This window comes from Pedococcus sp. KACC 23699 (assembly GCF_045348425.1).
Classification (GTDB): domain Bacteria; phylum Actinomycetota; class Actinomycetes; order Actinomycetales; family Dermatophilaceae; genus Pedococcus.
This window is the reverse complement of record NZ_CP157483.1, coordinates 1769032-1794515: the sequence shown is the minus strand read 5'-3', so window position 1 is coordinate 1794515 and position 25484 is coordinate 1769032. Positions and strand designations below refer to the sequence as shown.

Here is a 25484-nt window from a genome sequence, read left to right as displayed (position 1 = left end):
GGGCTACAACCCGATCTGTTCGGCGGCGTTCTGCTCCCATTGCAGCAAGTCCCGGTGGTACTGCAGCAGAACGTCTAGTGAGCTGTGGTGCGTCTGTTGCTGGATCTTGTGCAGCGGAACACCCGCCAGAACAGCGGCTGTCACGAACCCCGAACGCAGGCTGTGCGCACCTAGGTCGGCGGTGATGCCACACGCTCGGGCTGCAGCCTGCAGCGTCTCGGCCACCACCTCACCATTGAGCATGGGGAAGCCTCCTGGACCGCGGTGCGGGAGTCGGCCGTGCCGGTCGATCGCGACGAAGACGGGGTCCTCGGCCAGGTCACTCACGCTCAGACCGGTCTCGTCCTGAAGTGCGTCGCGCCAACGCGCCCAGGCCCGCACGGGGCAGTACCGCTCGTTCTTGCCGTAAGGGACAACGACCCACTTGACCGTGTTCTTGTGGTTCTTCTGCCGCCGGACTTTGATCCGCAGACCCCGCTTGTCCACCGTGAAGTCCGACCAGCGCCAGGAGACGATCTCGACCCGTCGTCGAGCCGCTTGGAAGCCGAGCAGCAACATGGCGATGTTCCGCAGGGCCAGCAGGGATGGGCCAGGAGCCGTCCGGCCGTCGCCAGGCTCGAGGCTGAGCCGCTGCCCGATCTTGACCACTCCCATCCGCGTCAGGCGCTGGCAGGTGCGCTGCGAACCCGCGACCTTGATGAACACCGGCCCGTCGCAGCCGTACCCGGCCCAGACGCGCAACGCCGCGACCGGGCAGACCCCACGACGGCGCTCCTTCACCACCAGCCGCACCCGCCGGGCCGAGCGGGTCCCGGAGTGGACCAGCAGCACCACCTGGTCGACTCCGAACACGACGTCGTCCCAGTCGAGGCGCCGCAGGCGCGCGGGGGTCAACTCATGCTTACCGATACGGACCCCCAGCAGGGTCGCGAGGGCATGGTCACGAGCCTGCTGCGGTGACGGACCGCTGAGCCGGTCGATGACCTGCCGGAGCTGGTCTGGCGTGAGCGCGTCCTTCGCCTTCGGGCCGGTCTTGTCCTTGTCGGCGGCGATGCCGGCCATGACCGCCTGCACAAACACCGAGTCCCCGGGTGCGACGCGATCAGCGCGCCGGAACACCTTGTTGATTCCGGTGAGGATGGCCGCGACCGTCGCGTACTCGACCGGGGCGTCCAGCCACTGCCCCTGCTCACTCATGCGACCGCGCGCCTTCAGCGCAAGAAACGCCGCGACAACTTCAGGGGTCGCATCCAGCGGTCCCACAGCCGGACGACGGGCGGCGCAGAACCGCTCGTACTGCTGCCAACTGGTCAGATAGCCACGCAGGGTGTTCGCGGCCAAGCTCTTGTCCGCGTACTGCTGCGCAGCGGCGAGCGCTCCAGCCAGCTCGTCGTCCATCGGCCCGAACGGTGCGGCCTGCGGCGTCAGGACCACCCGCAGCGGGGCGGGCACCGTTGGGGAACCGGCCAACCTGGCAGCGGCCCCACCAACGTCAATGGGCCCGGCAGGGCCGGGGCTGGCAACTGGGGCAGGGCCGGGGCCTGCAGGGAACGGCTCATCCCGGTGGGGCAAGGCAGTCATGGTCGACGCTCCTCGCGAAACCCCGGGTACCTCCCGGGGAGCGAGACTGACCGTGCCGGGAGTAGCGCGCACGGCAATGGGCTCCATGCCGATCCCGAGCACACTCGCGCAACTCTGGGCCGTGACATGCCCATCTATCAGGGGTCAGAGTTGCGTGCTTTCCACCACTGGTGATCCCACCGCAACATCGGCCTGCGATGGCGATTCTTGAGCATCGAGACACGGTCCAGCGGCGGCTGGCGCACCACCCGTTCGAGTGGGGTTCGACGACCATGGGTCGCCCTCGAGGACCACGTCGTAGTCAAGGTGACCCGGGAGATCCTGCAGCCGATGACCGCCGGATCCGACCGGACCACCGGACGCACGGCAATGGCCGCGGTAGTCGACGCACCGCGTGAGCGCCTCCCCGCGGCCTGGCCGAGGCGCGCCCCACGGGAGGCGTGTTCGACCTCGGCGTCGCCGACGCACTCGCCTACTCCAACCGGGCCGGCACATCCAACGGCCCGACATAGGGCCGCAACGACCGGCTCGGACACCTCCGCAGTTCCGCCTCGGCTTCCGCAACATCACCAACTACGGCGTCAGATTCCTGCCCGAGCCCCGCGGCTTCACCTACGACATACGCCCCTCGGTTTGGGATGAGTCGGGCGTGGGGTTGTGACCGGTCAGGATGTCAGCGTGTCGTTCAGCGCTTGAGGTGCTCGAACGCCAGGCGGAAGATCACCGGCCGAAGTCGCTCGCCGATGACCTCGGCGACCGGACGGCCGTCTGAAAGCAGTTGGGTCGTACGCAAATAGGGCGCATCACCACCCTTCTCGCGCTGATAGAACCCGCCGTCCTCCGCAAGGACCCCAAAATCCGGGACCTCTGCGTCAGGGGCGCCGCCAACCGACCACAGCCTTCTGGTTCCCCACTCGATGGAGTAGCCGCGCAGAGTCTTGCGCCCGAACATGCCCTTCTTGACCGAGATCGTCGAAGCGCCCGGGCAACCGGCGGCTACTAGTTCCTGCCACTCAGCGATCACGTCCGTCATGTCGCGACATGCTGCCACGCCTTCCAGCGCAGGGACGGAGGTTTACTCCGAAGGCATACGTGGTCGATGAACGTGACGACGTCGACCAAGGGTGGGGTAAGAAGCAGCGCGGCGGCACCCACGGCCCGGTACGGGTGCGCCGGGCCGGCGGCCGTGTTCACGGGGTCGCCCGGTACAGGGGTGGCTGCTTCCAAGCCCTTCCTGCGCGTGGCCGCACCGAGGTCCCCCACACACGTCACCGCAATCGGGAACCCACGGCACCAGCCACGAATGCCGACGCCTTGAGGGCTACGAGCCCCCAGCGAGAACGTTGTAGATGTTCCACCCGGTGCCGACCTGTCGGCCCGTGCCCAGCGCACCAGTTCCGGTGCCGGGGTACAGCTTCAGGGCGCCGGCGCCGGTCCGCGCCAGAACATCAGCTTTCCCGTCCCCGGTGAGGTCGCCGGGGGAGAAGACGCGGGTGAACCCGGACCAGCCCGTGCCGATCTGTCGTCCAACACCCAGGGCACCGGCCCCGTTGCCGGGGTACAGCATCAGGGCGCCAGCGCTGGTCCGTGTCATCACGTCAGACTTGCCGTCGCCGGTGAAGTCGCCTGGGGAGAACACAGCTGTGAAGCCGGACCAGCCCTTGCCGATCACGCGCCCGGCACCGAGGGTGCCGTTCCCGGCGCCGGGGAACAGCACGAGGTTGCCGGTGCTGGTCCGGCCGAGGATGTCGGCCTTGCGGTCACCGGTCATGTCCCCGGCAGACAAGATGCTGGTGAACCCGGACCAGCCGGTCCCGACCACGCGCCCGGCACCGAGGGCACCGGTCCCGCTGCCGGGGTACAGCATGAGGTTGCCGGTGCTGGTTCGTCCCAGGACGTCGGCCTTGCCGTCTGAGTTGAAGTCGCTGGAGCAGAAGATGCTGGTGAAACCTCCCCAACCGGACCCCATGAGTCGTCGGCTGGCGAAGGAGCCGGTGCCGGTGCCCGGGTACAGGTACAGGTGGCCGGTGGAGTCCCTGGCGATGATGTCGGCCTTGCGGTCCCCGGTGAAGTCGCATCGGGATGCGACGGGTGCGGCGACGCTGGTGGTGACCACGCCCAGGAGCGGGTTGTCACCGGGGGTGCCGGGGGTGTTGATGGCGTACACGTAGACGGGTTGGGTGCCGAGCTTGTTCGTGGGCACGGTCAGGTTGTAGCCGTGGGCGCTGCCGGTGCCGGGGTAGGCGTTGGCGACGTCGGTCCGGGTCAGGTTCGCGGTGCCGGCGTCGTGGCCTTCACCGGTTGCGCTGCCGGCAGGTCCGCCGACGTAGACGTGCACGCGGGTCGGGGTCGTGGTTGCGTTCGGGTCGATGGTCCATCCGGAGACGGTGACGTTGCCGTGGCCGGCGGTGACGGCCTCGAGGCCGCCGAACGGTCCGCAGGCGAGGTGGTCGCACCCGTTGATGGCGTAGTCGTCCACGTCGACGTACGGCTGCGACCCGCCGTACGGCGCCCAGGAGGGGACGTAGTAGGGGTGTCCGCCGTCGACGACGCGGAAGATGCTGCCGGTCGATGCGCCGCGGATGAACACGTTGTCCGGGGTGGCGCGCAGGTGGGCGAAGTGGATGAACTCCCACGGGTCCAGGCTCGTGGTGGGCTGTGAACCGCCGAAGACGTTCCAGGTGGATACGTACAGCGGCGCTCCGCCTGCGACCCGGTAGACGCGCCCGTCAGCGGTGTTGGAGATGAAGGTGCCGTCGGCGGGGACGGCTCGTAGGTGGTTCCACGGCGCGCCGCCGCCGGCGTTGTCGATGGCGGCCTGGTCGACAGGGATGTTTGGTTGCGGGCCGCCGAAGCTGTTCCACGTCGACACGGCTTCCGGGGCGCCGCCGGCGACGCGGTACACGGTTCCGGAGCTGGCAGCCAGGAAGGTCCCGTCGCGCGGGTAGGCGGGCATGGCGTCGAGCTGGGCCTGGGAGATGTTGGTGACGGGTTGGGACCCGCCGACTGCGTTCCATGACGACACGTAGATGGGTGCGCCTCCGGCCATGCGGAAGACGGCACCGGACTCGTTGACGCGGACAAAACCGCCGTCCCCTGACAGGGCACCCTTGCGCCAGTGCCCGAGGAAGCCGGCGGAGATGAAGTTGTCGAGTCCCGCGGTGCGGCGTCCGCCGAAGTTCTGGTCGTACATCTGCCCGTGGTACCAAACGGCCACGTGCCCCGCGGAGCTGCCGATGCCGGTTCCCCAGACCAGGATGTCGCCGTCGGCGAAGTTCCGGTCGGTGGACCAGCTGAACCCGTTCGCGGCTAGGTGACCCCCGCCGGAGCCCCCGGCCTGGTAGTCGATTGCGTTCCCCCAGGTCCCCGTGGTGATGGCGTAGACCTGGCTGAGGTACTGAGACACCAAGCTGACGCATTCACCCTGGTAGGTGCCTTGGACGTTGGCGAGCGACTGTCCCTTGGTGTTTGCAACGAACTGGTCGACTGAGATGGTCCCCGCCGCTCGGGCCTCTGAGGCGCGCGTGAGCCCGACCCCGCACATCCCCAGGCACAGGAGAAGTGCCAGGACCAGAGTTCGCACCAGGGCCCCGGCCGCACGATGCGTTGCCCGGCCCCGCTCGTCGATGCTTGTCGCGCGCACGCTGATCCCCACCATCTCCGCGCCCCCGGTCACACCCTGCGTGCGACGACGTGTGGCAGCGAGGCCAGAACCTACGCGAGTAGTGACATGGGCGGAATAGCTCTCACGGGTGGTATCCACCCCACACCTGGGGCATGAGCTGAAGTTGGACAAACGGCGGTAGCGCACCTCGACGGTGGGCGTACTCCCGCGTACCCGTCGTAGGTCTGGGGAAGGACGTTGGAACAGCCGGAGGGTCTGCAGCGCGTACCGGCTACCGCCTCATCCCCTCTCGCCAAGAGTGGGTTTCGTGCAGTACCGAACGAGCGAAGACGACATAGGTGGGCAGCGTCCCGGGGGTGCCTGTTTCCTGGCGCTGCCCCGGCGCCCAGCCCTCCTAGGGAAGCCCTGGCAGCTGATGGCCGCCTCCGGCCCGGCGCGCCCTTGGGAGAGGTCACGCCGCACCAACAGCCCCTGGCAGCGGCCGTCCGGTCGCTTCCGGCGTAAGCCCGTCCAACCCAGGAGACAGCATGAGCCAAGAAATCTCGGCGCAGCAGCGTCAACTGCTGCGCAAACGCGACGCCATCGCGGCCCAGGCCAGCGAGGCCGCAGCCCACGACCTGCCAACGGCCCCCGCCCTGAGTGCCTGCCAGGCTGAGCTCGAGGAGCTGCTGGAGGAACAGCTGCCTGCACATGTGTGGCGGCGGCTCTTCATGCGATGGGTCGTCCAAGACGTGCACCGCAGCCACGACCGGGACCACCCCCAACCCAAGCTCTGTAGCCTCTGCGCAGCACAGGAACGGCGCAAGAGTCCCCTCCGAAGCAGCGCCTGACCGTCCCTCGTAGCACTGAGCGGCCCCCACCACCCTGGTGGGGGCCGCACTTCTGCCTGCCTCTGGGGTCTGGGACGCACGGAGACCGCCCGCAACGATCACGGCGATGTCCGGTCAACGGCCTACAACTGTGCCTTGCCGCCAACTCCCGGCGCCCAGAGCGAGAGGCCTTCTCCATGACCGTGATCCGTCGCCGCACCGTCACCCTGCCCGACCAGTTGACCATCACCTTCCTCCACCTTCCCGACGGCTGCACCGTCTCCGCCCTACGGCAAATGCTCGCTGCCAACCTCTACGTCTTGGCCGGCACCACCAGCAGCCCCACGGGGCAGAGCACCGGGTACGGCGCCTACGTGGGTACCAGCACTGCACTGGACCAGCAGATGGTCAGGTGCGGCGTGTCCCTGCGGCAGTGGACCTACCGCCAAGGGCGCCTCATTCCCGACACGGTCGTGCTCATCAACAGGACCGAGCGCCCCATAGACCCCAACGCGCTGTTGCTGATCGAGGCCAGCCTGGCCCGGGCCATCAGCACCCGTCACACCATCCTGAACACGCGCACCTCAGCGCCGACCGCGGCGCTGGCAGCCACCCGGCACCAGCGGCTCTGGGCCATGCGCACCAGCCAGCGCCTCGCCGGCCTGATCCTTGGTCAGGTCTTCCACCCACACGAGCCCAGTGCTACCGGAGGCACCACCCGGGAGCAGTTGATCCGGCTGGTGCTCAACCAGGACCCGCCCGTAGCTATGGATGTCGACGACCTGCTCGCCGCCGCACACGCCGCCGACATCACCGTCGCCGGACGTACCCCCGCACAGCGAAGCAGACGAGACGTCACAACCCGGGAGCACCAAGGCGCCACGGGATGTCCGCGGCTGCTACGCACCCACATCGGGGGCCGGGCCGTGATCTACCCCGCCGGGACCATGTCCCTGCGTCAGGCACGGGCGTCATACCGTGCCTCTCACCCGGAGGTACTCCAGCGACCACACCGCCGTTGCAGCCGCAACGGCGAGAACCGGGCCCACTGACGGCCGTCCACCGGTCCCTGGCGGGCAGTGCGAAGGCTTACCTTTGCCTGCTAGGCCGATCACGCCCGGCGTTCTCGGAGAGTTGGCGGAGCGTCTTGCCAGAGCGCTCATGGACCCAGTGTGCCCACCCGTCGATCTGGCTTCCTACGACCGAGGCCAAAGCAGGCGAGGGCGCCACGAATGCCTTGTTGTCGCAGGTAATCCAGCCGTCGCCGTCGACGACCCCGTGGAACGTCAAGCCCTTCCGAACCTGGGTGTGGGCAAGGCCGTCCCCGGCCTCGATAAGGCCATCCTCAAGGAGCGGCAGGAGCCGGCCGGGCCGCGGCCGCCTCTTCGGTGCGATGTACTCCGTCGCGCCAGCTGGGGAGTCGTCGCCCGCCTGTCCCACAAGGAGCAGTCGGCGAAGCACATCGTTCGGCTGCTCGAAGCCCTTCACATGACGCTCGAGTTCGCGGTAAACATCCTCGTCAATGTTGATCTCGTACATGACTACTCCTAATCTGCTGATCTCTCTTTCTCAGATTAGCAGATTAGGAGTAGTCATGTACGACTCGTGTTTGATCCACTGCCACGGGCACCATCTCGGTCATCGCGGGTGGTGCGGTAGGGCGCGACAGGACGTCACCCGGTCGCCTGGCGGCGGAACTCGTCGTAGGTGCCGGCCAGGTAGTGCAACAGGGAGCTCTGGAAGTCGGGGTTGGCGAAGAACAGGTCGAACAGGACACCATTCTTCTCGTGTCGGTCCAGGAGGAGGTCCTTGATCTTTTGCTCGAGAACCATCTGGTACTGGGAGCGGTCGTTGTGCTGGGCGACAGCTTCCATGTCGGAGTCGCCCATGACGACGGTCCACTGCTGGTCGACCCAGACTTTGTCGGCGTCGCCGAGGTCGGCTCCGTACCGGTCGTTCATCGCGGCAATGAGCGCGGAGAGCTTGTCGAGGACGGGTTCGGTGCCGACTCCCTTGCCTTCGCCGGGCAGGGCGGTGCCGGGCGCGTCAGTTCCGGTGAGCTCGATGGCGGTCTCGGCGGTGACCGCGATGCGTAGGTGGGTCATCTGCACCGACTTGCTGAGTTGCGGCATGGGGTCGTTCTCCCGCGCCGGCAGGTCGAGCATGAGAAGCCGGCCGTAGAGGAAGAGCCGCTCGAGATCGGTGTCGGTGAAAGGCATGACCTGCGCGATGAAGGCGTAGCCGCGGCAGAAGCTCTGCAGAGTGCCGCGGAAGGAATCTTGCCCGTCCTCGTCGAGGGCGGTGAACCGACCGACGGCGGGGAGGAGGTTGGCGTAGAGCACCGACTGTTGCGCAGGATCCTCCGACAGCAGGGCAGCGACCGCGGCCTCCATCTCTGGCATGGACAGCACGCCGGCGGCCAGTAGGTCGTGCTCCATCGCGTAGAGCACGTTGGGCTGGGTCGGCGCCGCGAACGACTCCTCGTAGAACGGCTCGAACGCGTCCTGGACCTCCTCGCTGGTGTTGGCGAAGTCCAGGACGAAGGTGTCCTCCTTGCCGGGGTGGGTGCGGTTGAGCCGGGAAAGTGTCTGCACGGCGGCGACGCCGGCGAGCTTCTTGTCGACGTACATGGTGTGAAGCAGCGGCTCGTCGAACCCCGTCTGGTACTTCTCGGCGACGACGAGCACCTGGTAGTCGCCGCCGTGAAAGCGCTCGGGTAGCTGCCCCTCGGGGAAGCCGTTGATGCCGGCCTCGGTCCAGGCTGGCGCGCTGAGGTCGTCGGGGTCGCGTAGCGGCCCGGAGAACGCTACGAGGGTGCGTAGCGGGTGCGCGCCGTCGGCGTACCCCTTGCGACCGATGTACGCGTCCAGGGCCTGCTTCATCCGCACCGCGTGCAGCCGGGAGCGGGTGACGACCATCGCCTTGGCGCCCCCGTCGATCTTGCCGGCGGTCTTGGCGCGGAAGTGCTCGACGATGACCTCGGCCTTGGCCTCCAGCTGGTACGGGTGCAGCGACGCGAACCGGGCCAGGGCCGCTCGGCCCTTGCGGGTGTCGAACTCGGGGTCGTTGCGGGGGTGGGCGTTCGCGAGCTTGTAGTAGACCGAGTACGTCGTGTAGCTCGCCAGCACGTCGAGGATGAAGCCCTCGGCGATGGCCTGACGCATCGAGTAGGTGTGGAAGGGCCGCTTGTGCCCCTCGGTGTCGACCTGCCCGAACGTCTCGAGGGTCTTCGGCTTCGGGGTCGCGGTGAACGCGAAGAACGACAGGTTCTTCTTCCTGCCCCGATGCTGCGCGCTGGCCAGCAGGGCCGCGTCTGGCTCCTCCGCGGTGTCCACCTCGGCTTCGTTCGCCTCGGCTTCTGCGAGGGCGTCCTGGCCGGTGAGAACCTTCTTGAGCTTCGCGACCGAGTCACCACTGCTGGAGGAGTGCGCCTCGTCGACGATGACGGCGAACCGGCGTCCCACCACCCCTCGCGCCTCACCTTCGGCTGCGGCCTGCGCAGCGAGCTTCGCCACGACGGGGAACTTCTGCAGCGTTGTGATGATGACCCGGGCCGCGTTGCCCTCGAGGGCCTCCTTGAGCTGCTGGGACTTCTCGTCGATCCGGACGATCGTGCCCGGGGTGTGCTCTAGCCCGGAGACCGTCGCCTGAAGCTGACGGTCCAGGACCTTGCGATCCGTGATGACGACGACCTTGTCGAACACCGGCTCCTCGTTCGGGCCGTGCAGCCGGGAGAGTGCGTGTGCGGTCCAGGCGATGGTGTTCGACTTCCCCGACCCGGCCGAGTGCTGGATGAGCCGGTCGACGCCGGCGCCGTCACGGTAGGTAGCTTCCAGGATGGTTCGCACCGCGTGCCACTGGTGGAAGCGGGGGAAGAGCACCCGACCGTCCTCAACGTGGACGAAGGAGCCGAGCAGCTCGAGCCACGCGTCGCGCTGCCACACCTGCTCCCACAGGTATGCCGTCTGGTACCCGGTGGCGGCCGGGTTGCCTGCCGTGCCCGAGCGGCCGGCGCCCGCGCTTCCTTGGTCGAATGGAAGGAACACCGTCTCCTCACCGGCCAGCCGGGTGGTCATCCCTACCCGGTGTGGGTCGACGGCGAAGTGCACCAGTGCCCGCTTCGCGAAGATCAGGTCGTGCGGGTTCCGGTCGCCCCGGTACTGCCTCATTGCCTGTTCCAGGCCCTGCCCGGTCAACGGGTTCTTCAGCTCAGCCGTCGCGACCGGGATGCCGTTGACGACCAGCGTCAGGTCGAGCGAGTCCATCGGGCGTGACTCCGAGTGATGTAGCTGACGCACCACCGACAGGCGGTTGGCGGCGTAGCGCTGCGACTGCTCCTCGTTCAGCGCCGATGCCGGCTTGAAGAAGCACAGCCGCATCGAGACGCCCGTGTCTTTGACCGGGGAACGCAGCACGCTGACCACGCCGCGGTGATCGAGCGCGTCGGCGACGACCTTGAGAAACCGGACTCGCGCAGTCCCCTCGCCACCGTGTCGCGCCACCAACTGCGCCCACGCCTTCGGCTGGGACTCCTCAACGAACGCGATCACCTCATCGGTGAACAAGCCCTGCTTGCGGTCATACCCGCCCGGCGACGTCTTCCCCCAGCCAGCACTGAGCAGATGCCCCTCGATGTTCGCCTCAAACGCCGACTCCTGCGTGATGCTCATGCGCCCCTCATCCCGGAATCCCACTCCCCGCCGTCGTCACATCGAGTTCACCGGCCACAGCCGCCGTGATCAACGACTGCTTGTACTGCACGAGGGCGGCAACTTGACGTTCCATGGCCTCATTGCCAGCGCGCATTGCCTCCTCGGTCATACGGATGTGCACCAGGCGTCGGTGCTGCTCGTCGATGCTTGGCACAGGAATCGACATGGCGAGCACATCGGAAAGGTTGATGACCCCTTGGGCTGCACCGTATTGGACACGCTCAACCGCCGCTTTGCCAAGCGGCGAGTTGAAGAATGCCGCAAGCCAGTGAGAAGCGAGTCGCGGTTCGGGCCGAAGGAGCAGAACCGACGCACAGTTTCCACCTGCCAGGTCGGCGCCGACGACCGCCGCACGCCCCGGATATCCCGCGCGTACTACGAGGACATCACCCTCCCGGAGGCGAGACCGACTGAGGCCGATCGAATCCTCTAGGCTCATTCTTTTGAGATCACGAAGATCCAGGTAGCCATCACGGACGTTGTATCCGTGCACGAACGGGACGCCTTCATCGCGGAAGTAGGTCGAGGGATTAACAACTACACCTACGGCTGACAATGAGAGGGACCATGCAAGCCGCTGTGACGGCGCCGAATCCCGGATCTGTTCATCGACCTTGGACATCCACAAGGCCCGCACATTTACCTGTTGGATTCGACGTGCATTGATGATCTTGTCGATGCGGGCGACGTGGTCGTCGAGGAAGTCCGCGATTCGCCGCTGATCCTCAAGTGACGGAACGTTTATGGCCAGGCGCTTCAAGCCATCACTGCCAAGGTGCTTGATGTTTGCACCCGATGAGATTGCGGCGATTTGCCCAGACAGGCGAGCGTGACGGGCCCACCAAGCCAGGTAGGGACCGGTCGTGATTCCAGTCCGCGGCCGGAGGCGAAGCAAGGTGTTTTGAAAGCAGACCACCCCTGGGAGATCCTGCCGCCAGACCGCCGAGGTCCCTACCGTGTCAATACTTCCGCTGCCCTCGGTCACTAGGACGTCTTCATCTTTCAGCGCAAAGATCTCACGCTCCGCCGGGCTGAAGTTCATGGTCTTCACGTCTACGAGGTCGAGTTGTCCGTCCAGCACGTTCGCGGATCGGAGGTACTGAGCCGGGTGCTCGCCGACCTCATGTTCCGGGGAGCGCTGTCTGCCGAGGCGGACTTCCGCAGCCTGACCAAGCGTCAGCCTCACAGTCCAAGGTCCTTCGTCCAGGTCTGGATCTGGGTCTCGAGGTTCTTGATCTCGGTGGCGATCTCTGCGACGGGCCGGGGCGGTGTGAAGACGTAGAACTGGCGGGTGAAGGGGATCTCGACACCAACTTTGGTCTTGGTGTGGTCGATCCAGGCGTCGGGGACGTAGGCGTGGATCTCGGTGGCGAGGTGGTGCTCGGCGTCTGCTTCGAGGGCCTTGAGGCGGCCCTCGAAGTCGAGCTCGAACCAGCCGGCGGGAAGTGGAACGTTCTCCGCATCGCGGAGGTCGGGGTCCGGTTCGACCTTGCCGCCGCGGCCGATGACGACGGGTGCGTCAGGGTCGGCGATGGCGCAGGCCTTGGCGAGGGCCTTCTTGTGGGCTGTGGTCAACCCCGGCGCAGCGGCCAGCAAAGCCTGCTCGGTGTCGAACCTCTGTCCGATGAGTCCTGCATGCGCAGTGAACGGCTCGGCGGCCACGGCCTCGGGGGTGACCTCCCAGCGGCGCCGCAGCGGCCGCTCGACCGTGATGCGCTGGAACCCGAACGCCTCACGGGCCATCACCTTGACTCGGACGTCGTCGGCGGACTCGTCGAGCGCGCCGAGGTACAGCCGCACGATGTCGTCGATCGCGGCCGAGGTGAGCTCCTTGCGCTTGTCGCCGAGCGACTTGCGCATCTTGGTGCCGAGCTCACGCGCATCGACGAGCCGGACGAGCCCTGCGGCTTCGGGGGCCTTGTCGTTGGTGAGAATCCAGACGTAGGTGGAGATGCCGGTGTTGTAGAACATCTGGTCCGGGAGGGCGACGATGCCCTCGAGCCAGTCGTTCTCGAGGATCCATCGGCGGATCTCGGACTCGCCGGAGCCGGCCTGGCCGGAGAACAGGGGTGAGCCGGACAGGACGATGCCGACGCGGGACCCGTCGGGCTTCATGTGACTGAGCATGTGCTGGAGAAACAAGAGGGACCCGTCGGAGATTCGCGGCAGCCCCGCGCCGAAGCGGCCGTTGTGGCCGAGACGCTCATGCTCGTCCCTGATGGCGGCTGCGTAGGCACTCCACGCCACGCCGTACGGAGGGTTGGAAAAGCACAGGTCAAACTTCTCGGTGGCGAACGCGTCCTTGGTCAGGGTGTTGCCGTTGCGCATCCGGGCGGGGTCGATGTCCTGCATCATCAGGTCGGACTGGGCGATGGCCCAGGTCTCGTCGTTGAGCTCCTGTCCGGCGACGTTGACGATGGCCTTGTCGTTGAGCTCTTTGATGCGGGCCATCGCGGTCATGAGCATGCCGCCGGTGCCGGCGGCGGGGTCGTAGACGGTGCGGACGGGGACGGGGTTCTCCTGCAACTCGACGGCAGTGGGTCCGCTGACGAGGAGGTCGACCATGAGCCGGATGACCTCGCGCGGGGTGTAGTGCTCACCGGCGGTCTCGTTGCTCATCTCGGAGAACTTGCGCAGGAGCTCTTCGAAGATGTAGCCCATCGCCTCGTTCGAGACAACCGACGGCCGTAGATCGAGGTCGGCGAAGTCGGCCAGGACGGCATACAGGAGCCCAGCTCGGTCCATCCGCTCGATGCGCGCGTCGAGCTCGTAGGCCTCAATAACTCGGCGTGCGGCAGGGGAGAGCCGGGTGACGAAGTCGCGCAGGTTCGCGGCGACGTTCTTGTCGTCGCTCAGCAGGGTCGAGAACGTGAACCGCGAGGTGTTGTAGAAGCGATGCCCCGCAGCCCTCTCGAGGATCGCTTCGCGCCCGGGACGTCCCTCCGGGTGTTCGTGAGCCTTCGCGCGGACCTCGTCACGGGTGGGTGCGAGCACGGCATCCATCCTGCGCAGCACGAGCAGCGGAAGCATGACAGCGCCGTACTCGTGCTGCTTGAAGGTCCCGCGCAGCTTGTCGGCCACCTTCCAGACGAACGCAACCTTGTCCTCGAAGCCGACCGGCGCCATTACTCCCCTTCACAGGTGTTGAAGGGGTCACGGTAGCTCGTGGTCTCCCGCCCCGAAGTCTGACCCGGATCATCCTTCGCATGTGCTTGCCTCGGCAAGCGTCAGCCCGGCGGCCGCTATCTCCGCCGACGTGCCCAACTCGGGCACGTCGGCGGAAGGTGGCTGACACTTTTCAGTCGGTGTCCTCGCGATGGAGCCACGGGTGGTCGCCGCCGTACACCTGGACGACGACCCGGGCTACCTCCTTGGGAGTGGCCCGCCCGTACAGGGCGTGCGTTCCTTCCGGCTCGTGTCTGGCGAACTCCTGAGAAACGGCGGAGCGCGAGGCGGCCTGGATGACCGCAACCGAGTGGTGGCGCAGCACGTGGGCCGTGACCTGCTTCTTGTCCGCCCACGGCAGGCTCGTCTGGACCCTCTGGAACAGGTAGTCCAAGCGGCGGTCGGTGATCGGTTTCGGCGCCTTGGCGACGGTGCCGCGGGTGCGGAACACCTTGTCGTCGGGGCGCACAGCACCACGTGCCTCGGCGAACTCGTGCAGGTCACGCGCCAGCCAGTCCGGGACGGGCTGGTGCACCTTCTTCTTGCGCCCCATGCCCTTCTCGATCAGCAGGATCGTGCACTCGTCCAGGTCGACTCCGCCGAGGGTGAGGTTCGTCAGGCCCTCACGACGTGCGCCGGACACAAGAATGGTCGTGCAAAGGAGCGCGTCGAGCTCGGGGTCGTCCCCGGTGTTCTCCACGACGGCCCACAGCTGGTCCATCTGCGCCTGCTCTAGCGGCAGACGCGAGCCCTTGAGTCGCTGCGGCTTCTCGATCTCTTGGGAGGGGTCGAATCCCTTGGCCAGGTGCCGGTTCTTGACCGCCACCCTGAACATGGCGCGCCACGCGCCGACCGCGTTGTACTCCGCTCCCTTGCCGTCCGAACCGAGGACGTGCCGGCCGATGTGCTGGCGGACCTCCGCGCGTCGGTGGGCGCCCAGGGCGGCGCGCCGGCCGACCCAGCGCAGTGCCTCCTCAAGGTCGGCGGCCAGCACATCGTCGGCGAACCGGTCGCCCAGGCCGGGATAGAGCTTGTCCGCGGGTGCGGCCGCGGCGGGCCACCCATCGGCCAGGAAGCACAGGTAGGTGCCGTAGGTGCGTAGCGTGCCTTCGCTCAGACCCAGGCGCGTCTTTGTGGCCAGGTCGCGGACGGTGATGCGCTCCCCGGGGACCAGCGTCGGACGGTGCGCGGGGGCGGCGAGTCCGAGGGCGGCCGGGTTAAGCAGACCCTGTGCCAGGAGGGTGCGCATGGTGGCCACCTGGGCGACCAGCTGCTGGGCGATCGGGTCGTTGTCGTCGGGGGAGGGGGCGAGCGTGGTGAGGGTCATCGTTCCTGTCCTTCTCTACTGGGAGTTGTGTGTGAGGTGCTGCCGTGTGACCGGATGTGGCTACGAGAGAGCACGGTCCGTAGCCGGCGCTGGAGCGCAGTCGCCCCGGACGGAGCAGGGGTCAGGCTGGGGCGACCGGCTTGAACGCCGCGCGTACCCGGCTGGCACGTGCTGGCACAGACACCTGCGCGGCGACCCGTGTGTCGGGTTCGTCTGCACCGTTGGGCAGGGTCAGGGGACCGGTCGCCAGTTGGGCGACATCCGTGGCGGCGAACAGACGCAGTTCTCCCAGCTGGGGCAGTCCCACGGCCAGGACCGCATCGGACGGCTGCAGATCCAGGGTTGCCAGGACTCGGGTGGGCAGCCGCAGCCGCCCCTGAGCGTCCAGGCGGACCGGTGTCAGCTCCGGGCCTGTCTGAGTCCCGGGTCGCACGACGACGGATCCGCCGGCGATTGTCAGCACGAGCGCGGTGCTCGGTGTCCAGCCCAGCTCAGCGGCGACTTTCGTCACGAAGAGCCGGTGCTGGGTGTCCAAAGGGGCTACGGCGCTGCGTCGGCGCACTCCGTCGCGGGGCGTCCGGGCCGCTCGACGAAGGGGGACCACTACCGCTGCTGTGTCCCGAGCATGCGAGACGGACTCCGGGGTGGGCACGCGCCCGGCGATCGCCGCGACCTGGTGCTTGGCGCGAAGGTGGGTGTCCAGGGCGTGAGGCATGGCCTCGTCCGTGTCGAGTCCGGCGGAGAGCGCAATCGGCGTGCTATCCGCGCCCTCGGCGGCTCGCAAAGCACCGATGTGGACCGGTGGAGGCGCCAGTGGCGCGAACGGCGAGAGGGACCCGGGCGGGCAAGCAGCCGCGCCGGACGGTCTCCTGGACCCGGACATGACAGCGGCCGGGCGGTCCGACTCTCGTCGGGCCACCCGGCCGGGGTCGTGGGGGATTCCCCACTCTTGCGTGCGCGAGGGGGGATTTGAACCCCCACGCCCTTTCGGACACTGCGACCTGAACGCAGCGCGTCTGCCGTTCCGCCACTCGCGCGCGGTGATCAGTGTGCTGTATCGACGCCCGGAACTCCAAACCGGCCCCGCTCGCGCCCGTCGCGACACCATCACGACGACACCCCGACACGACAAAACGGCGGTTGCGCGGCAAAACCCGGGCCCACAGGTGCCGTTTCGCTGCGCAACCGCCGTTTTGCGTCCAGTGCCTGCGTGGCGCCGGGTCGCAGTGGGAGCCGCGGCCAGTCGAGCCGGTTACGATCGAGGACCAGTCAGCGAAGGGAGGCCGGACGTTGGGACTGTTCGACCGGGTCGAGCAACGCCTTGAGCGTGCCGTCAACGGTGCCTTCGCGCGCGCCTTCAAGTCCGAGGTCCAGCCCGTCGAGATCGCTTCAGCGATCCGCCGGGCCATGGACGACCGAGCCGCGATCCTGGGCCCGGGCCGCACGATCGTGCCCAACCTCTACACCGTCGAGCTCTCCGACACCGACTACGACCGGCTCGGTGGTTACGACGAGGAGCTCGAGAACGAGCTGATCGCCGCGGCCCAGGAGCACGCGGAGTCCCAGCGCTACCAGCCCGGCGGCCCGCTGCAGGTGAGCTTCGCCAGCTCCAACGACCTCGAGACCGGCGTCTTCCGCCTGCGGACCTCGACCGCGCGCCGCCCCGGGGACGCCCCCGCCCGCCGCAGCGCCGGGTATGCCGCCGAGCCGGGTCCCCGCCCGGGCGCCACCTCCGACGCCGCCGCGGCAGCAGCTGCCGAGGCCCTCCCGCCGCACTCCGCCCGCCCGGTGCCCGCGCCGGCTCCCTCGGCCCGACCGGCCGTCCCGGCCCGCCCTGCGCGGCCCGCGCTGGACGACGACGGTCTCGAGGCCACCCAGGCGCAGGCACCCGTGGCCCCGCCGGCCCCGCCGCGCCGGGTCAACCCGGCCGACCGCCCGTGGCTCGACGTCGACGGCGAGCGCTACCCGCTCATGGGGGCCATGACCGTCCTCGGGCGCGACGACGCGGCGGACATCATCCTCGACGACCCGGGCATCTCCCGGCGCCACAGCGAGATCAGGGTGACCAACGACGGGCCGCACCTCATCGCGAGCATCCGCGACCTCGGCTCGACCAACGGCACCTTCGTCAACAGCGAACGGATCACGAGCCAACGCCTGTCCGACGGGGACCGGATCACGGTGGGACGCACCTCCGTCGTCTACCGCGCCGGGCGGCGGTGACCTCCACGCATGAGTGAACTCACCCTGACGATCATCCGTCTCGGGCTCCTCGTCCTGCTGTGGCTCTTCGTGTTCAGCGTCGTCGGCGTCCTGCGCGGTGACATCTACGGCACACGGGTCGTCAGCCGCACGCCCCGCAAGCCCGCGCCGGCCAAGCGTCCGCCGTCCCGGGACGCGACGTCCGCCGACCAGCCGGCCGCCGCGTCCCCGAAGGTCTCCCGCCGCCAGCAGTCGTCGACCCCCGGCACCCTGGTCGTCACGCAGGGCGCGCTCACCGGCACCCGGCTGCCGCTGCGGGAGGCCGGCACGGTCATCGGCCGCAACCCCGAGTGCGCGCTCGTGCTCGAGGACGACTTCGCCAGCGGTCGGCACGCCAAGATCTACCAGCGCGACGGTGCCTGGTTCGTCGAGGACCTCGGGTCCACCAACGGCACCTTCCTCGGCAGCGAGCGCCTCACCGGTCCCGTCCGCGTCGAGGTCGGCACCACCCTGCGGATCGGCAAGACCGTCATCGAGCTGCGGAAGTAGACGCGACGACATGCCCTTCGCGTTCAACTACGCCGCGCGCTCCGACGTGGGGATGGTCCGTTCGGAGAACCAGGACTCCGGTTACGCCGGCCCTCGACTCCTGGCGATGGCCGACGGCATGGGCGGGCACGCGGGCGGCGACATCGCCTCGAGCGTCGTCATCGGCGCCCTGGCCGACCTCGACGGCGAGGCGCTCGGCAGCGCCGAGGCGAGCAAGGCACTGCTGCAGCGGATCAGCTCGGCCAACGACGAGCTCGCCGACATGGTCAAGTCGGACCCGAGCCTGCACGGCATGGGCACGACGCTCATCGCGATCCTGCGGTCCAACAACAAGCTCGTCCTGGCCCACATCGGTGACTCTCGGGCGTTTCTGGCCCGTGACGGCAAGCTCACCCAGATCACCAAGGACCACTCGTTCGTGCAGTCCCTCGTCGACGAGGGGCGGATCACCGAGGACGAGGCGATCGGCCACCCGCAGCGATCCCTGGTGACCCGGGTCCTCACCGGTCAGGTCGACGACGAGCCCGACGTCACGGTGCGCGAGGCGCGGATGGGCGACCGCTACCTCATCGCCTCCGACGGCCTGACCGACTACGTCGCGGGCGACACCATCGCCGACATCGTCACCGCAGGGGAGGCCCCGGGGCGCACCGCCGAGCGGCTCGTCGACCTCGCCCTCAAGGCCGGCGCCCCGGACAACGTCACCATCGTCATCGGCGACGTCGTCGACCTGACCAAGGTCGACGGGCCGCCCACCCAGCCGCAGATCGTCGGTGCCGCCTCCACGCGCACCAAGGGCACCCGCGCCATACCCGTCACGCCGGCGGCCAAGGCTGCGGCGCTCACGCGGGCGGCCACCGGCGCCGACGACGGGGACGACGACGTGACCCTGGCCGAGGAGGCCCCGCAGGGCTCCAGGCGCTGGCTGCGTCGCGCCGCCGTGCTCGCCGTCGTCCTCATCGTCCTCGGCGGCGGCGCGTATGCCGCGTACGACTGGTCCCAGAGCCAGTACTTCGTGGGCGCCAGCGACGGCAAGGTCGCGGTGTTCCAGGGTGTCTCGCAGGACCTCGGCCCGATCGCGCTGTCCCACGTGGAGGAACCCTCCGACGTCGTCGTGAGCGACCTGCCCGACTTCTACCGCAGCAAGGTCGAGGCCTCCATCGCCAAGGACACCCTCAAGGACGCCGAGGCCCTGGTCGCGGAGCTGCGCGTGGAGGCGTCCAAGTGCGCGGTGAGCCGGGCCACCGGCGGCACCTGCGCCAGCGACTCCCTCGGCCCGAGCCCGACTCCCGGCGCCACCACCACGACCCCGTCCACGACACCGGCCACGACCTCCACCACCCCGACGACCTCGTCGACGACGACCGGTACGCCGTCGACGACGACCCGTTGAGCGCGCCGTGACGACCGTCTCGAGCTTCATGCCGCGCACCCGCCGCAACGTCGAGCTGGCGTTGCTGCTGCTGGCCGTCGCCATCGTCGTGCTGGCCTACGTCAACGTCGGCCTCTCGGTGTCGGGTGCGTTCCCGCCCGGGCTGCTCACGCACGGCGCCGGCCTGCTCGTCATCACCCTTGCCTTCCACCTCCTGCTGCGCTGGAAGGCGTCCTACGCCGACCCGCTGCTCCTGCCCATCGTCACGCTCCTCAACGGCCTGGGCCTGGTGATGATCCACCGGCTCGACATCGCCCACGGCCGCAGCACCAGCGAGGGCCTGGCCCTGCGCCAGCTCATCTGGAGCGCGCTGGCCGTGGTGATCGCCGCGCTCGTGCTGTGGTTCCTGCGCGACCACCGGGCCCTGCGACGGTTCACCTTCACCGCGGCGGTGGTCGGGTTCGGGCTGCTGATCCTGCCCCTGCTGCCCGTCATCGGCCGCACCGTCAACGGCTCGCGCATCTGGATCGGGGTGGGACCGTTCACGTTCCAGCCCGGTGAGGTCGCCAAGATCGTCCTGGCCATCTTCTTCGCCGGCTACCTCGTGCAGACCCGCGACGCCCTGTCCCTCGCCGGCCGCAAGGTCCTCGGCTTCACCTTCCCGCGCGGTCGCGACCTCGGTCCGATCGTCGTGGCCTGGGTGCTGTCCCTGCTCGTGCTGGTCTTCGAGAAGGACCTCGGCTCGTCGCTGCTGCTGTTCGGCCTGTTCGTCGCCATGCTCTACGTCGCCACCGAGCGGGTGTCCTGGATCGCGATCGGCATGGTGCTGTTCTGCGGCGGCGCCTACCTCGCCTTCCTGCTCTTCTCCCACGTCCAGGAACGCGTCCACCTGTGGCTCGACCCGTTCGCCCCCGGCCAGTCCGACCAGGTGGCCAAGGGCCTGATGGGTATGGCGGCCGGTGGCCTGCTCGGCACCGGCCTGGGTCGTGGTCGGCCCGACCTCACCTACTTCGCGGAGTCCGACTTCATCGTCCCCAGCTTCGGCGAGGAGCTCGGCCTCATCGGCCTGTTCGCCCTGCTGATGCTCTACGTCCTGCTCGTCGAGCGCGGCCTGCGCACGGCCCTCGGCGTCCGTGACGGGTTCGGCAAGCTGCTCGCCGGCGGTCTGGCGTTCTCCGTGGCCCTGCAGTGCTTCGTCGTCGTCGGTGGGGTCACCCGCGTGATCCCCCTGACCGGCCTGACCATGCCGTTCCTGTCCTACGGAGGATCCTCCTTGCTGGCCAACTGGTCGCTCGTGGCCCTCCTCCTGCGCATCAGCGACCAGGCCCGGCGGCCGATCGCCGAGATCCCCGTCGGCCCCTCCGCCGCCGGTGAGGCCAGGACCGAAGTGGTGGCCGTCCGGTGAACGCCCCCCTCCGCCGCCTCTCGATGGTCGTCGCGCTGCTGTTCACCGCGCTGCTCATCTCCTCGACCGTGATCCAGTTCGCCCAGGCCAAGTCCCTCGACGAGCGACCCGGCAACCGGCGCACCCTGCTGGCCAACTACGCCCGCGAGCGCGGCCAGATCCTCGTCGGCGGCGCCCCCGTGGCCAAGTCCGTGGCCTCCAAGGACGAGCTCAAGTGGTTGCGCACCTACCCCGAGGGCAAGCTCTACGCCCACGTCACCGGCTTCTACTCCTTCACGTATGGCGCGGGCGCCGGCCTCGAGGGCGCCGAGAACCCCCTGCTCTCCGGCTCCTCGGACAAGCTGTTCTACCGCCGTGTCAGCGACATCCTCACCGGCAAGGACCAGACCGGTGCCAGCCTCGAGCTGACGATCAACCCCAAGGCCCAGGCCGCGGCCGACAAGGCGCTCGGCAACCAGCGGGGTGCGGTCGTCGCCCTCGACCCGAGGACCGGCGAGGTGCTCGCCCTCGTCAGCCACCCGTCATACAACCCCTCCGTGCTGAGCAGCCACGACACCGCCTCCGTGGTCAAGGCGTGGAGGGACCTCAACGACGACCCGACCCGCCCGATGGTCGACCGGGCCATCGCCGGCAACCTCTACCCGCCGGGCTCGACGTTCAAGCTCGTCACCGCCGCCGCGGCCCTGCAGTCCGGCAAGTTCACCGAGGAGTCCCAGATCCCCGGGCCGGCGACGCTGGACCTGCCCCAGACCTCGACCAACCTGCCCACCGACGACGGCCAGCCCTGCGGACCCGGCAACAAGGTCACCCTCAAGCATGCCCTCGAGATCTCCTGCAACACCGCCTTCGGCTGGCTGGGCATGCAGATCGGCGCCGACGACTTCCGGTCGCAGGCGGCCAAGTTCGGCATCGGTGACCGCGTCTCGATCCCCATGACAGTCACCCCGAGCAGCGTCCCGGCGCAGCTCAACGAGCCCCAGCTCGCGCAGTCGGCCATCGGGCAGTACGACGTGCGCGTCACCCCCCTGCAGGTCGCCATGATCTCGGCCGCCATCGCCAACCGCGGCGTGGTGATGAGCCCGCACCTGGTGAAGAAGGTGACCTCCTCCGACCTCGAGGTCCTCGACGAGCCGCCGGCCAAGCAGCTGTCGCAGGCGATCTCCGCCGACACCGCGAGCGCCCTGACGCGGATGATGCAGGGCGTCGTGGAGAACGGCACCGGCACCGCGGCCCAGATCAGCGGTGTCGCCGTCGCCGGCAAGACGGGCACCGCGCAGCACGAGGTCGGCAAGGCACCGCACGCGTGGTTCACCGGGTTCGCCCCTGCCGTCGACGCCAAGGTCGCCGTCGCCGTCGTCGTCGAGGACGGCGGCAACGCCGGCAACGAGGCCGCCGGCGGTCGGGTGGCCGCACCCATCGCCAAGGCCGTCATGCAGGCGGTGCTGGGCAAGTGACCCTGAGCCAGGGCGACGTGCTCGCCGACCGCTACCGCCTCGAGGAGTCCATCGCGATGGGCGGCATGGGCGAGGTGTGGCGTGCCCACGACCGGGTCCTCGACCGTGACGTCGCGGTCAAGGTCCTGCGTCCGGACAGCGCCTCGGACGACGCCTTCGCCGAGCGGTTCCGGGCCGAGGCCCGCCACTCCGGCGGCCTGAGCCACCCCAACATCGGGACGGTCCACGACTTCGGCGAGGACCAGGGCACGGCCTTCCTCGTCATGGAGCTGCTGGCCGGCGACCCCCTGTCCACCCTGATCCGCGAGCGTGCGCCCATGCCGCAGCAGGAGGTCTCGGACATTCTGCTGCAGGCGGCGCTGGCCCTCCAGGCCGCGCACGAGGCCGGCGTCGTCCACCGTGACGTCAAACCGGCCAACATCGTCGTCGACCCCGAGGGGTACGCCAAGCTCACCGACTTCGGGATCGCCCGCGCCCTCAGCGAGGCCCCGATGACCCAGACGGGCGAGGTCCTGGGCACCCCGCACTACCTGGCACCCGAGCAGGCCGCCGGCCGCCCGGCCGGACCCCTCAGCGACGTGTACGCGCTGGCGGTCGTCGGCTACGAGATGCTCACCGGACAGCGCCCCTTCAACGGCGAGTCCATGGTCACCACCGCCCTGGCCCACCTCAGCCAGCCGGCGCCGCAGCTCTCGGACGAGGTCGAGGAACCGCTTCGCACCACGGTGATGGCAGCCCTGGCCAAGGATCCCGCCCAGCGTCCGGCCAGCGCCGCCGAGTTCGCGGCCGCGCTCCAGCTGCCCAAGGGCGAGGTGCCCGAGCACCTGCGTGCCGGGGCCGCCTCCGCCGTCACGCCCGTCATCGCCGGTGTGCCCGAGGGGCTGCGGGCCGACGAGACCCTGCCCACCTCGGTGTTCCTCGCCCCGGTGGTCGGCGCCGGCGCCGGCGCCGGGAGCTCGGCAGGTCCGGCGGGTTCGGCCGAGCAGACCACCGTCCACGACACCCGACGTCGCCCTACATGGGCGCTGCCGGTCGCCGCCTGCACCGCGGTCCTGCTCGCCGTGGCCCTGGTCATCGTCATGACCTCCCGCAGCCCCGCCAGCACCCTGCCCCGCCCAGCACCCACGACCACGCCCGTCGCCGCCACTCTGCCCACCACCGCGAAGGCCAGCACCCGTACCACCATGACGCCCGCCACCTCCACCACAGCGCCGCGCACCACCCCCAGGACGACCACGTCCGTCGTGAAGCACTCTGCCGCTCCGGCCAAGCCGGCACCGGCTCCTGTCCACGCAGGCAAGCCCAAGGGCCACGGCAAGGGCAAGGGCAAGAAGCCGTGAGTGCACCACGCCTCCTCGGGGGCCGGTACGAGGTGGGCGAGCTCCTCGGTCGTGGCGGTATGGCCGAGGTCCACCTCGGCCACGACGCGCGCCTGTCGCGACCGGTCGCCATCAAGCTGCTGCGCTCGGATCTGGCCCGCGACCCCTCGTTCCTCAACCGCTTCCGGCGCGAGGCCCAGTCGGCCGCCGGGCTCAACCACGCCAGCATCGTCGCCGTCTACGACTCAGGCGAGGACCGCACCACCGAGGCCGGTGGAGCCAGCGTGCCGGTGCCCTACATCGTCATGGAGTACGTCGAGGGCCAGACCCTGCGCGAACTGCTCAACGACCGCTCGCCCCTGGGACCGAGCGAGGCCGCGCGCATCGTCGAGGGTGTCCTGGACGCCCTCGCCTACAGCCACCGCATGGGGATCGTGCACCGCGACATCAAACCGGCCAACGTCATGATCGGCTCCCGCGGCGACATCAAGGTGATGGACTTCGGGATTGCCCGGGCCGTCGCCGACGCCAACGCCACGATGACCCAGACGCAGGCCGTGATCGGCACCGCGCAGTACCTGTCCCCCGAGCAGGCCCAGGGCCACCACGTCGACCCCCGGTCGGACCTCTACTCCACCGGCTGCCTGCTCTTCGAGCTCCTCACCGGCCGTCCGCCGTTCCAGGCCGACTCACCGGTCGCCATCGCCTACCAGCACGTCGGCCAGCCGCCGCCGCGACCGTCGTCGCTCAACCCGGACATCAGCCCGGCCCTCGACGCCGTGATCCTGCACGCCCTAGCCAAGGACCGGGAGGCGCGCTACCAGGACGCCACCGCGTTCCGGGTCGACCTCCAGGCCGCCCGCCTCGGGCGTCCGATCAGTGACGCGGCTCGCGGCACGGCAGCCACGCTGGGTGCGGCGGGATCGGCCGGTACTGCGGGTGAGGCCACCGTGGCGATCGGCGCCGTCGCAGCAGGCGCCGCCGCGACGACGCTGCTCCCGGACGGTGTGCGCACCGCGGAGGGACAAGGTGGCGCGGGAGGTGCGGCGGACGGCAACACCGCGTCCTTGCCGGCCATCGGCCACGACCCCGACGACGAGCCGCGACGACGACGCGGCCTCGCCTACGTCCTGCTGGTGCTCGCGGTCGTCGGTGCGCTGGTCCTTCTGGGTCTCGCCGGCCGGTCCTTCTTCACCGGGCCGGCGGACAGCGCCGCCGCCAAGGTCACCGTGCCCTCGGTGGTCGACAAACCGGTCGAGACCGCGGAGGCCGAGGTCCGGGCTGCCGGGCTGGTCCCGGAGCGCAGCTCCGTGGCCAGCTCCAAGGACGTCGGGCTCGTGGTGGACCAGAGCCCCAGCGGTGGGGAGAAGGCGGCCCGCAACTCCCGCGTCGCCCTGAGCGTCTCGGCCGGCCCCGACACCGTCGACGTGCCCGACCTCAGGGACTACAGCCAGCCCGAGGCGCGCGCCGCCCTGGCCAACCTCAACCTCAAGGTCGGCTCGATCAAGGAGGTGGACGACTCCCACCTCGACAAGGGCCAGGTCGTCTCGACCGACCCGGGCGCCGGGGAGTCCGTGCCCGTCGGCACCGCCGTGGGCCTGACGGTCTCCTCCGGTCAGATCACGGCACCGGATGTCGTGGGCAAGTCCCGCAGCGACGCCGCCCAGACCCTCGGCGACCTCGGCTTCCGGATCAAGACGGTGTACGTCGAGAGCACGGAGACCGAGGACTCGGTCATCAAGCAGAGCATCAAGAAGGGCGACAAGGTGCCCGACGGCACCCAGATCGTGCTCACGGTGGCCCAGCCCCCGCGACCCACGCCGACGACGACCACCACGACCACGACGCCGCCCACGACGACGACCACGACGACCACCACGCCGCCGACGACGACCACCAGCACCACGACGCCACCCACGGACACCGCGACGACGCCTCCGCCGGCGGTGCAGACCCCCTGACCG

The 25484-nt window shown here is 69.1% G+C and carries 18 protein-coding genes and 1 tRNA gene; 9 read left to right on the top strand and 10 right to left on the bottom strand.

Annotated elements, in window-relative coordinates; translation table 11 throughout:
- Positions 1-3: 3 nt before the first annotated feature.
- The 3 genes from ABEG17_RS08335 to ABEG17_RS08325 form a co-directional block, all read right to left on the bottom strand.
- A complete protein-coding gene (locus ABEG17_RS08335) occupies positions 4-1398 on the bottom strand; it encodes a tyrosine-type recombinase/integrase (RefSeq protein WP_406832812.1) in 1395 nt (464 codons plus the stop codon).
- Between the two features lie 868 nt (positions 1399-2266).
- Positions 2267-2614, bottom strand: coding sequence for a hypothetical protein (locus ABEG17_RS08330; RefSeq protein WP_406832811.1), 348 nt, complete (start codon positions 2612-2614; stop codon positions 2267-2269).
- A gap of 288 nt (positions 2615-2902) precedes the next feature.
- Complete coding sequence (locus ABEG17_RS08325) at positions 2903-4987, bottom strand: FG-GAP repeat domain-containing protein (RefSeq protein ID WP_406832810.1); 2085 nt, start codon at positions 4985-4987, stop codon at positions 2903-2905.
- A gap of 746 nt (positions 4988-5733) precedes the next feature.
- Between ABEG17_RS08325 and ABEG17_RS08320 the strand changes: the two genes are divergently transcribed.
- Both ABEG17_RS08320 and ABEG17_RS08315 read left to right on the top strand, forming a co-directional pair.
- The gene (locus ABEG17_RS08320) at positions 5734-6036 is read left to right on the top strand and encodes a hypothetical protein (protein ID WP_406832809.1); all 303 of its coding nucleotides are present in this window, start codon (positions 5734-5736) and stop codon (positions 6034-6036) included.
- A 176-nt stretch (positions 6037-6212) separates the two neighbouring features.
- Complete coding sequence (locus tag ABEG17_RS08315) at positions 6213-7067, top strand: hypothetical protein (protein WP_406832808.1); 855 nt, start codon at positions 6213-6215, stop codon at positions 7065-7067.
- A gap of 37 nt (positions 7068-7104) precedes the next feature.
- On the opposite strand, the gene ABEG17_RS08310 is transcribed toward ABEG17_RS08315, so the two are convergent.
- From ABEG17_RS08310 to ABEG17_RS08280, 7 genes are all read right to left on the bottom strand, one after another.
- Complete coding sequence (locus ABEG17_RS08310) at positions 7105-7554, bottom strand: hypothetical protein (RefSeq protein WP_406832807.1); 450 nt, start codon at positions 7552-7554, stop codon at positions 7105-7107.
- A gap of 134 nt (positions 7555-7688) precedes the next feature.
- A complete protein-coding gene (locus ABEG17_RS08305; protein ID WP_406832806.1) occupies positions 7689-10685 on the bottom strand; it encodes a type I restriction endonuclease subunit R in 2997 nt (998 codons plus the stop codon).
- 7 nt (positions 10686-10692) lie between these two features.
- Positions 10693-11913 carry a restriction endonuclease subunit S gene (locus ABEG17_RS08300; protein ID WP_406832805.1) on the bottom strand — a complete coding sequence of 407 codons (1221 nt, stop codon included), beginning with the start codon at positions 11911-11913 and terminating at the stop codon, positions 10693-10695.
- The gene (locus tag ABEG17_RS08295) at positions 11910-13853 is read right to left on the bottom strand and encodes an N-6 DNA methylase (RefSeq protein WP_406832804.1); all 1944 of its coding nucleotides are present in this window, start codon (positions 13851-13853) and stop codon (positions 11910-11912) included. The genes ABEG17_RS08300 and ABEG17_RS08295 overlap by 4 nt, the downstream gene beginning before the upstream one ends.
- A 172-nt stretch (positions 13854-14025) precedes the next feature.
- Positions 14026-15219 carry a tyrosine-type recombinase/integrase gene (locus ABEG17_RS08290; protein WP_406832803.1) on the bottom strand — a complete coding sequence of 398 codons (1194 nt, stop codon included), beginning with the start codon at positions 15217-15219 and terminating at the stop codon, positions 14026-14028.
- 121 nt (positions 15220-15340) lie between these two features.
- Positions 15341-15754 (bottom strand): hypothetical protein, encoded by a 414-nt coding sequence (locus ABEG17_RS08285; RefSeq protein WP_406832802.1) that lies wholly within the window; start codon positions 15752-15754, stop codon positions 15341-15343.
- A gap of 419 nt (positions 15755-16173) precedes the next feature.
- Positions 16174-16256 (bottom strand) — tRNA-Leu (locus ABEG17_RS08280).
- A 253-nt stretch (positions 16257-16509) separates the two neighbouring features.
- Here ABEG17_RS08280 and ABEG17_RS08275 point away from each other — a divergent pair.
- From ABEG17_RS08275 to pknB, 7 genes are read left to right on the top strand one after another with little or no spacing between them, the layout of a single operon-like run.
- A complete protein-coding gene (locus ABEG17_RS08275) occupies positions 16510-17442 on the top strand; it encodes an FhaA domain-containing protein (RefSeq protein ID WP_406832801.1) in 933 nt (310 codons plus the stop codon).
- A 9-nt stretch (positions 17443-17451) separates the two neighbouring features.
- A complete protein-coding gene (locus tag ABEG17_RS08270) occupies positions 17452-17970 on the top strand; it encodes an FHA domain-containing protein (RefSeq protein ID WP_406832800.1) in 519 nt (172 codons plus the stop codon).
- 10 nt (positions 17971-17980) lie between these two features.
- Positions 17981-19363, top strand: coding sequence for a PP2C family protein-serine/threonine phosphatase (locus tag ABEG17_RS08265; protein WP_406832799.1), 1383 nt, complete (start codon positions 17981-17983; stop codon positions 19361-19363).
- A gap of 7 nt (positions 19364-19370) precedes the next feature.
- Positions 19371-20747 carry an FtsW/RodA/SpoVE family cell cycle protein gene (locus ABEG17_RS08260; protein ID WP_406832798.1) on the top strand — a complete coding sequence of 459 codons (1377 nt, stop codon included), beginning with the start codon at positions 19371-19373 and terminating at the stop codon, positions 20745-20747.
- Positions 20744-22201, top strand: a complete 1458-nt coding sequence (locus tag ABEG17_RS08255) for a peptidoglycan D,D-transpeptidase FtsI family protein (protein ID WP_406832797.1) — start codon at positions 20744-20746, stop codon at positions 22199-22201. Before ABEG17_RS08260 ends, ABEG17_RS08255 begins: the two co-directional genes overlap by 4 nt.
- Entirely contained in the window at positions 22198-23541 is a 1344-nt protein-coding gene (locus ABEG17_RS08250; protein WP_406832796.1) for a serine/threonine-protein kinase, read from the top strand. Before ABEG17_RS08255 ends, ABEG17_RS08250 begins: the two co-directional genes overlap by 4 nt.
- Positions 23538-25481: a Stk1 family PASTA domain-containing Ser/Thr kinase gene (gene pknB, locus ABEG17_RS08245; protein WP_406832795.1), complete on the top strand. Its 1944-nt coding sequence runs from the start codon at positions 23538-23540 to the stop codon at positions 25479-25481. The genes ABEG17_RS08250 and pknB overlap by 4 nt, the downstream gene beginning before the upstream one ends.
- The last annotated feature ends 3 nt before the right edge of the window (positions 25482-25484 follow it).

Coding starts and splice junctions, on each gene's coding strand:
- ABEG17_RS08335 (WP_406832812.1), bottom strand. CDS start 1,398: ATGGACGACGAGCTGGCTGGAGCGCTCGCCGCTGCGCAGCAGTACGCG.
- ABEG17_RS08330 (WP_406832811.1), bottom strand. CDS start 2,614: ATGACGGACGTGATCGCTGAGTGGCAGGAACTAGTAGCCGCCGGTTGC.
- ABEG17_RS08320 (WP_406832809.1), top strand. CDS start 5,734: ATGAGCCAAGAAATCTCGGCGCAGCAGCGTCAACTGCTGCGCAAACGC.
- ABEG17_RS08315 (WP_406832808.1), top strand. CDS start 6,213: ATGACCGTGATCCGTCGCCGCACCGTCACCCTGCCCGACCAGTTGACC.
- ABEG17_RS08310 (WP_406832807.1), bottom strand. CDS start 7,554: ATGTACGAGATCAACATTGACGAGGATGTTTACCGCGAACTCGAGCGT.
- ABEG17_RS08305 (WP_406832806.1), bottom strand. CDS start 10,685: ATGAGCATCACGCAGGAGTCGGCGTTTGAGGCGAACATCGAGGGGCAT.
- ABEG17_RS08295 (WP_406832804.1), bottom strand. CDS start 13,853: ATGGCGCCGGTCGGCTTCGAGGACAAGGTTGCGTTCGTCTGGAAGGTG.
- ABEG17_RS08290 (WP_406832803.1), bottom strand. CDS start 15,219: ATGACCCTCACCACGCTCGCCCCCTCCCCCGACGACAACGACCCGATC.
- ABEG17_RS08270 (WP_406832800.1), top strand. CDS start 17,452: ATGAGTGAACTCACCCTGACGATCATCCGTCTCGGGCTCCTCGTCCTG.
- ABEG17_RS08265 (WP_406832799.1), top strand. CDS start 17,981: ATGCCCTTCGCGTTCAACTACGCCGCGCGCTCCGACGTGGGGATGGTC.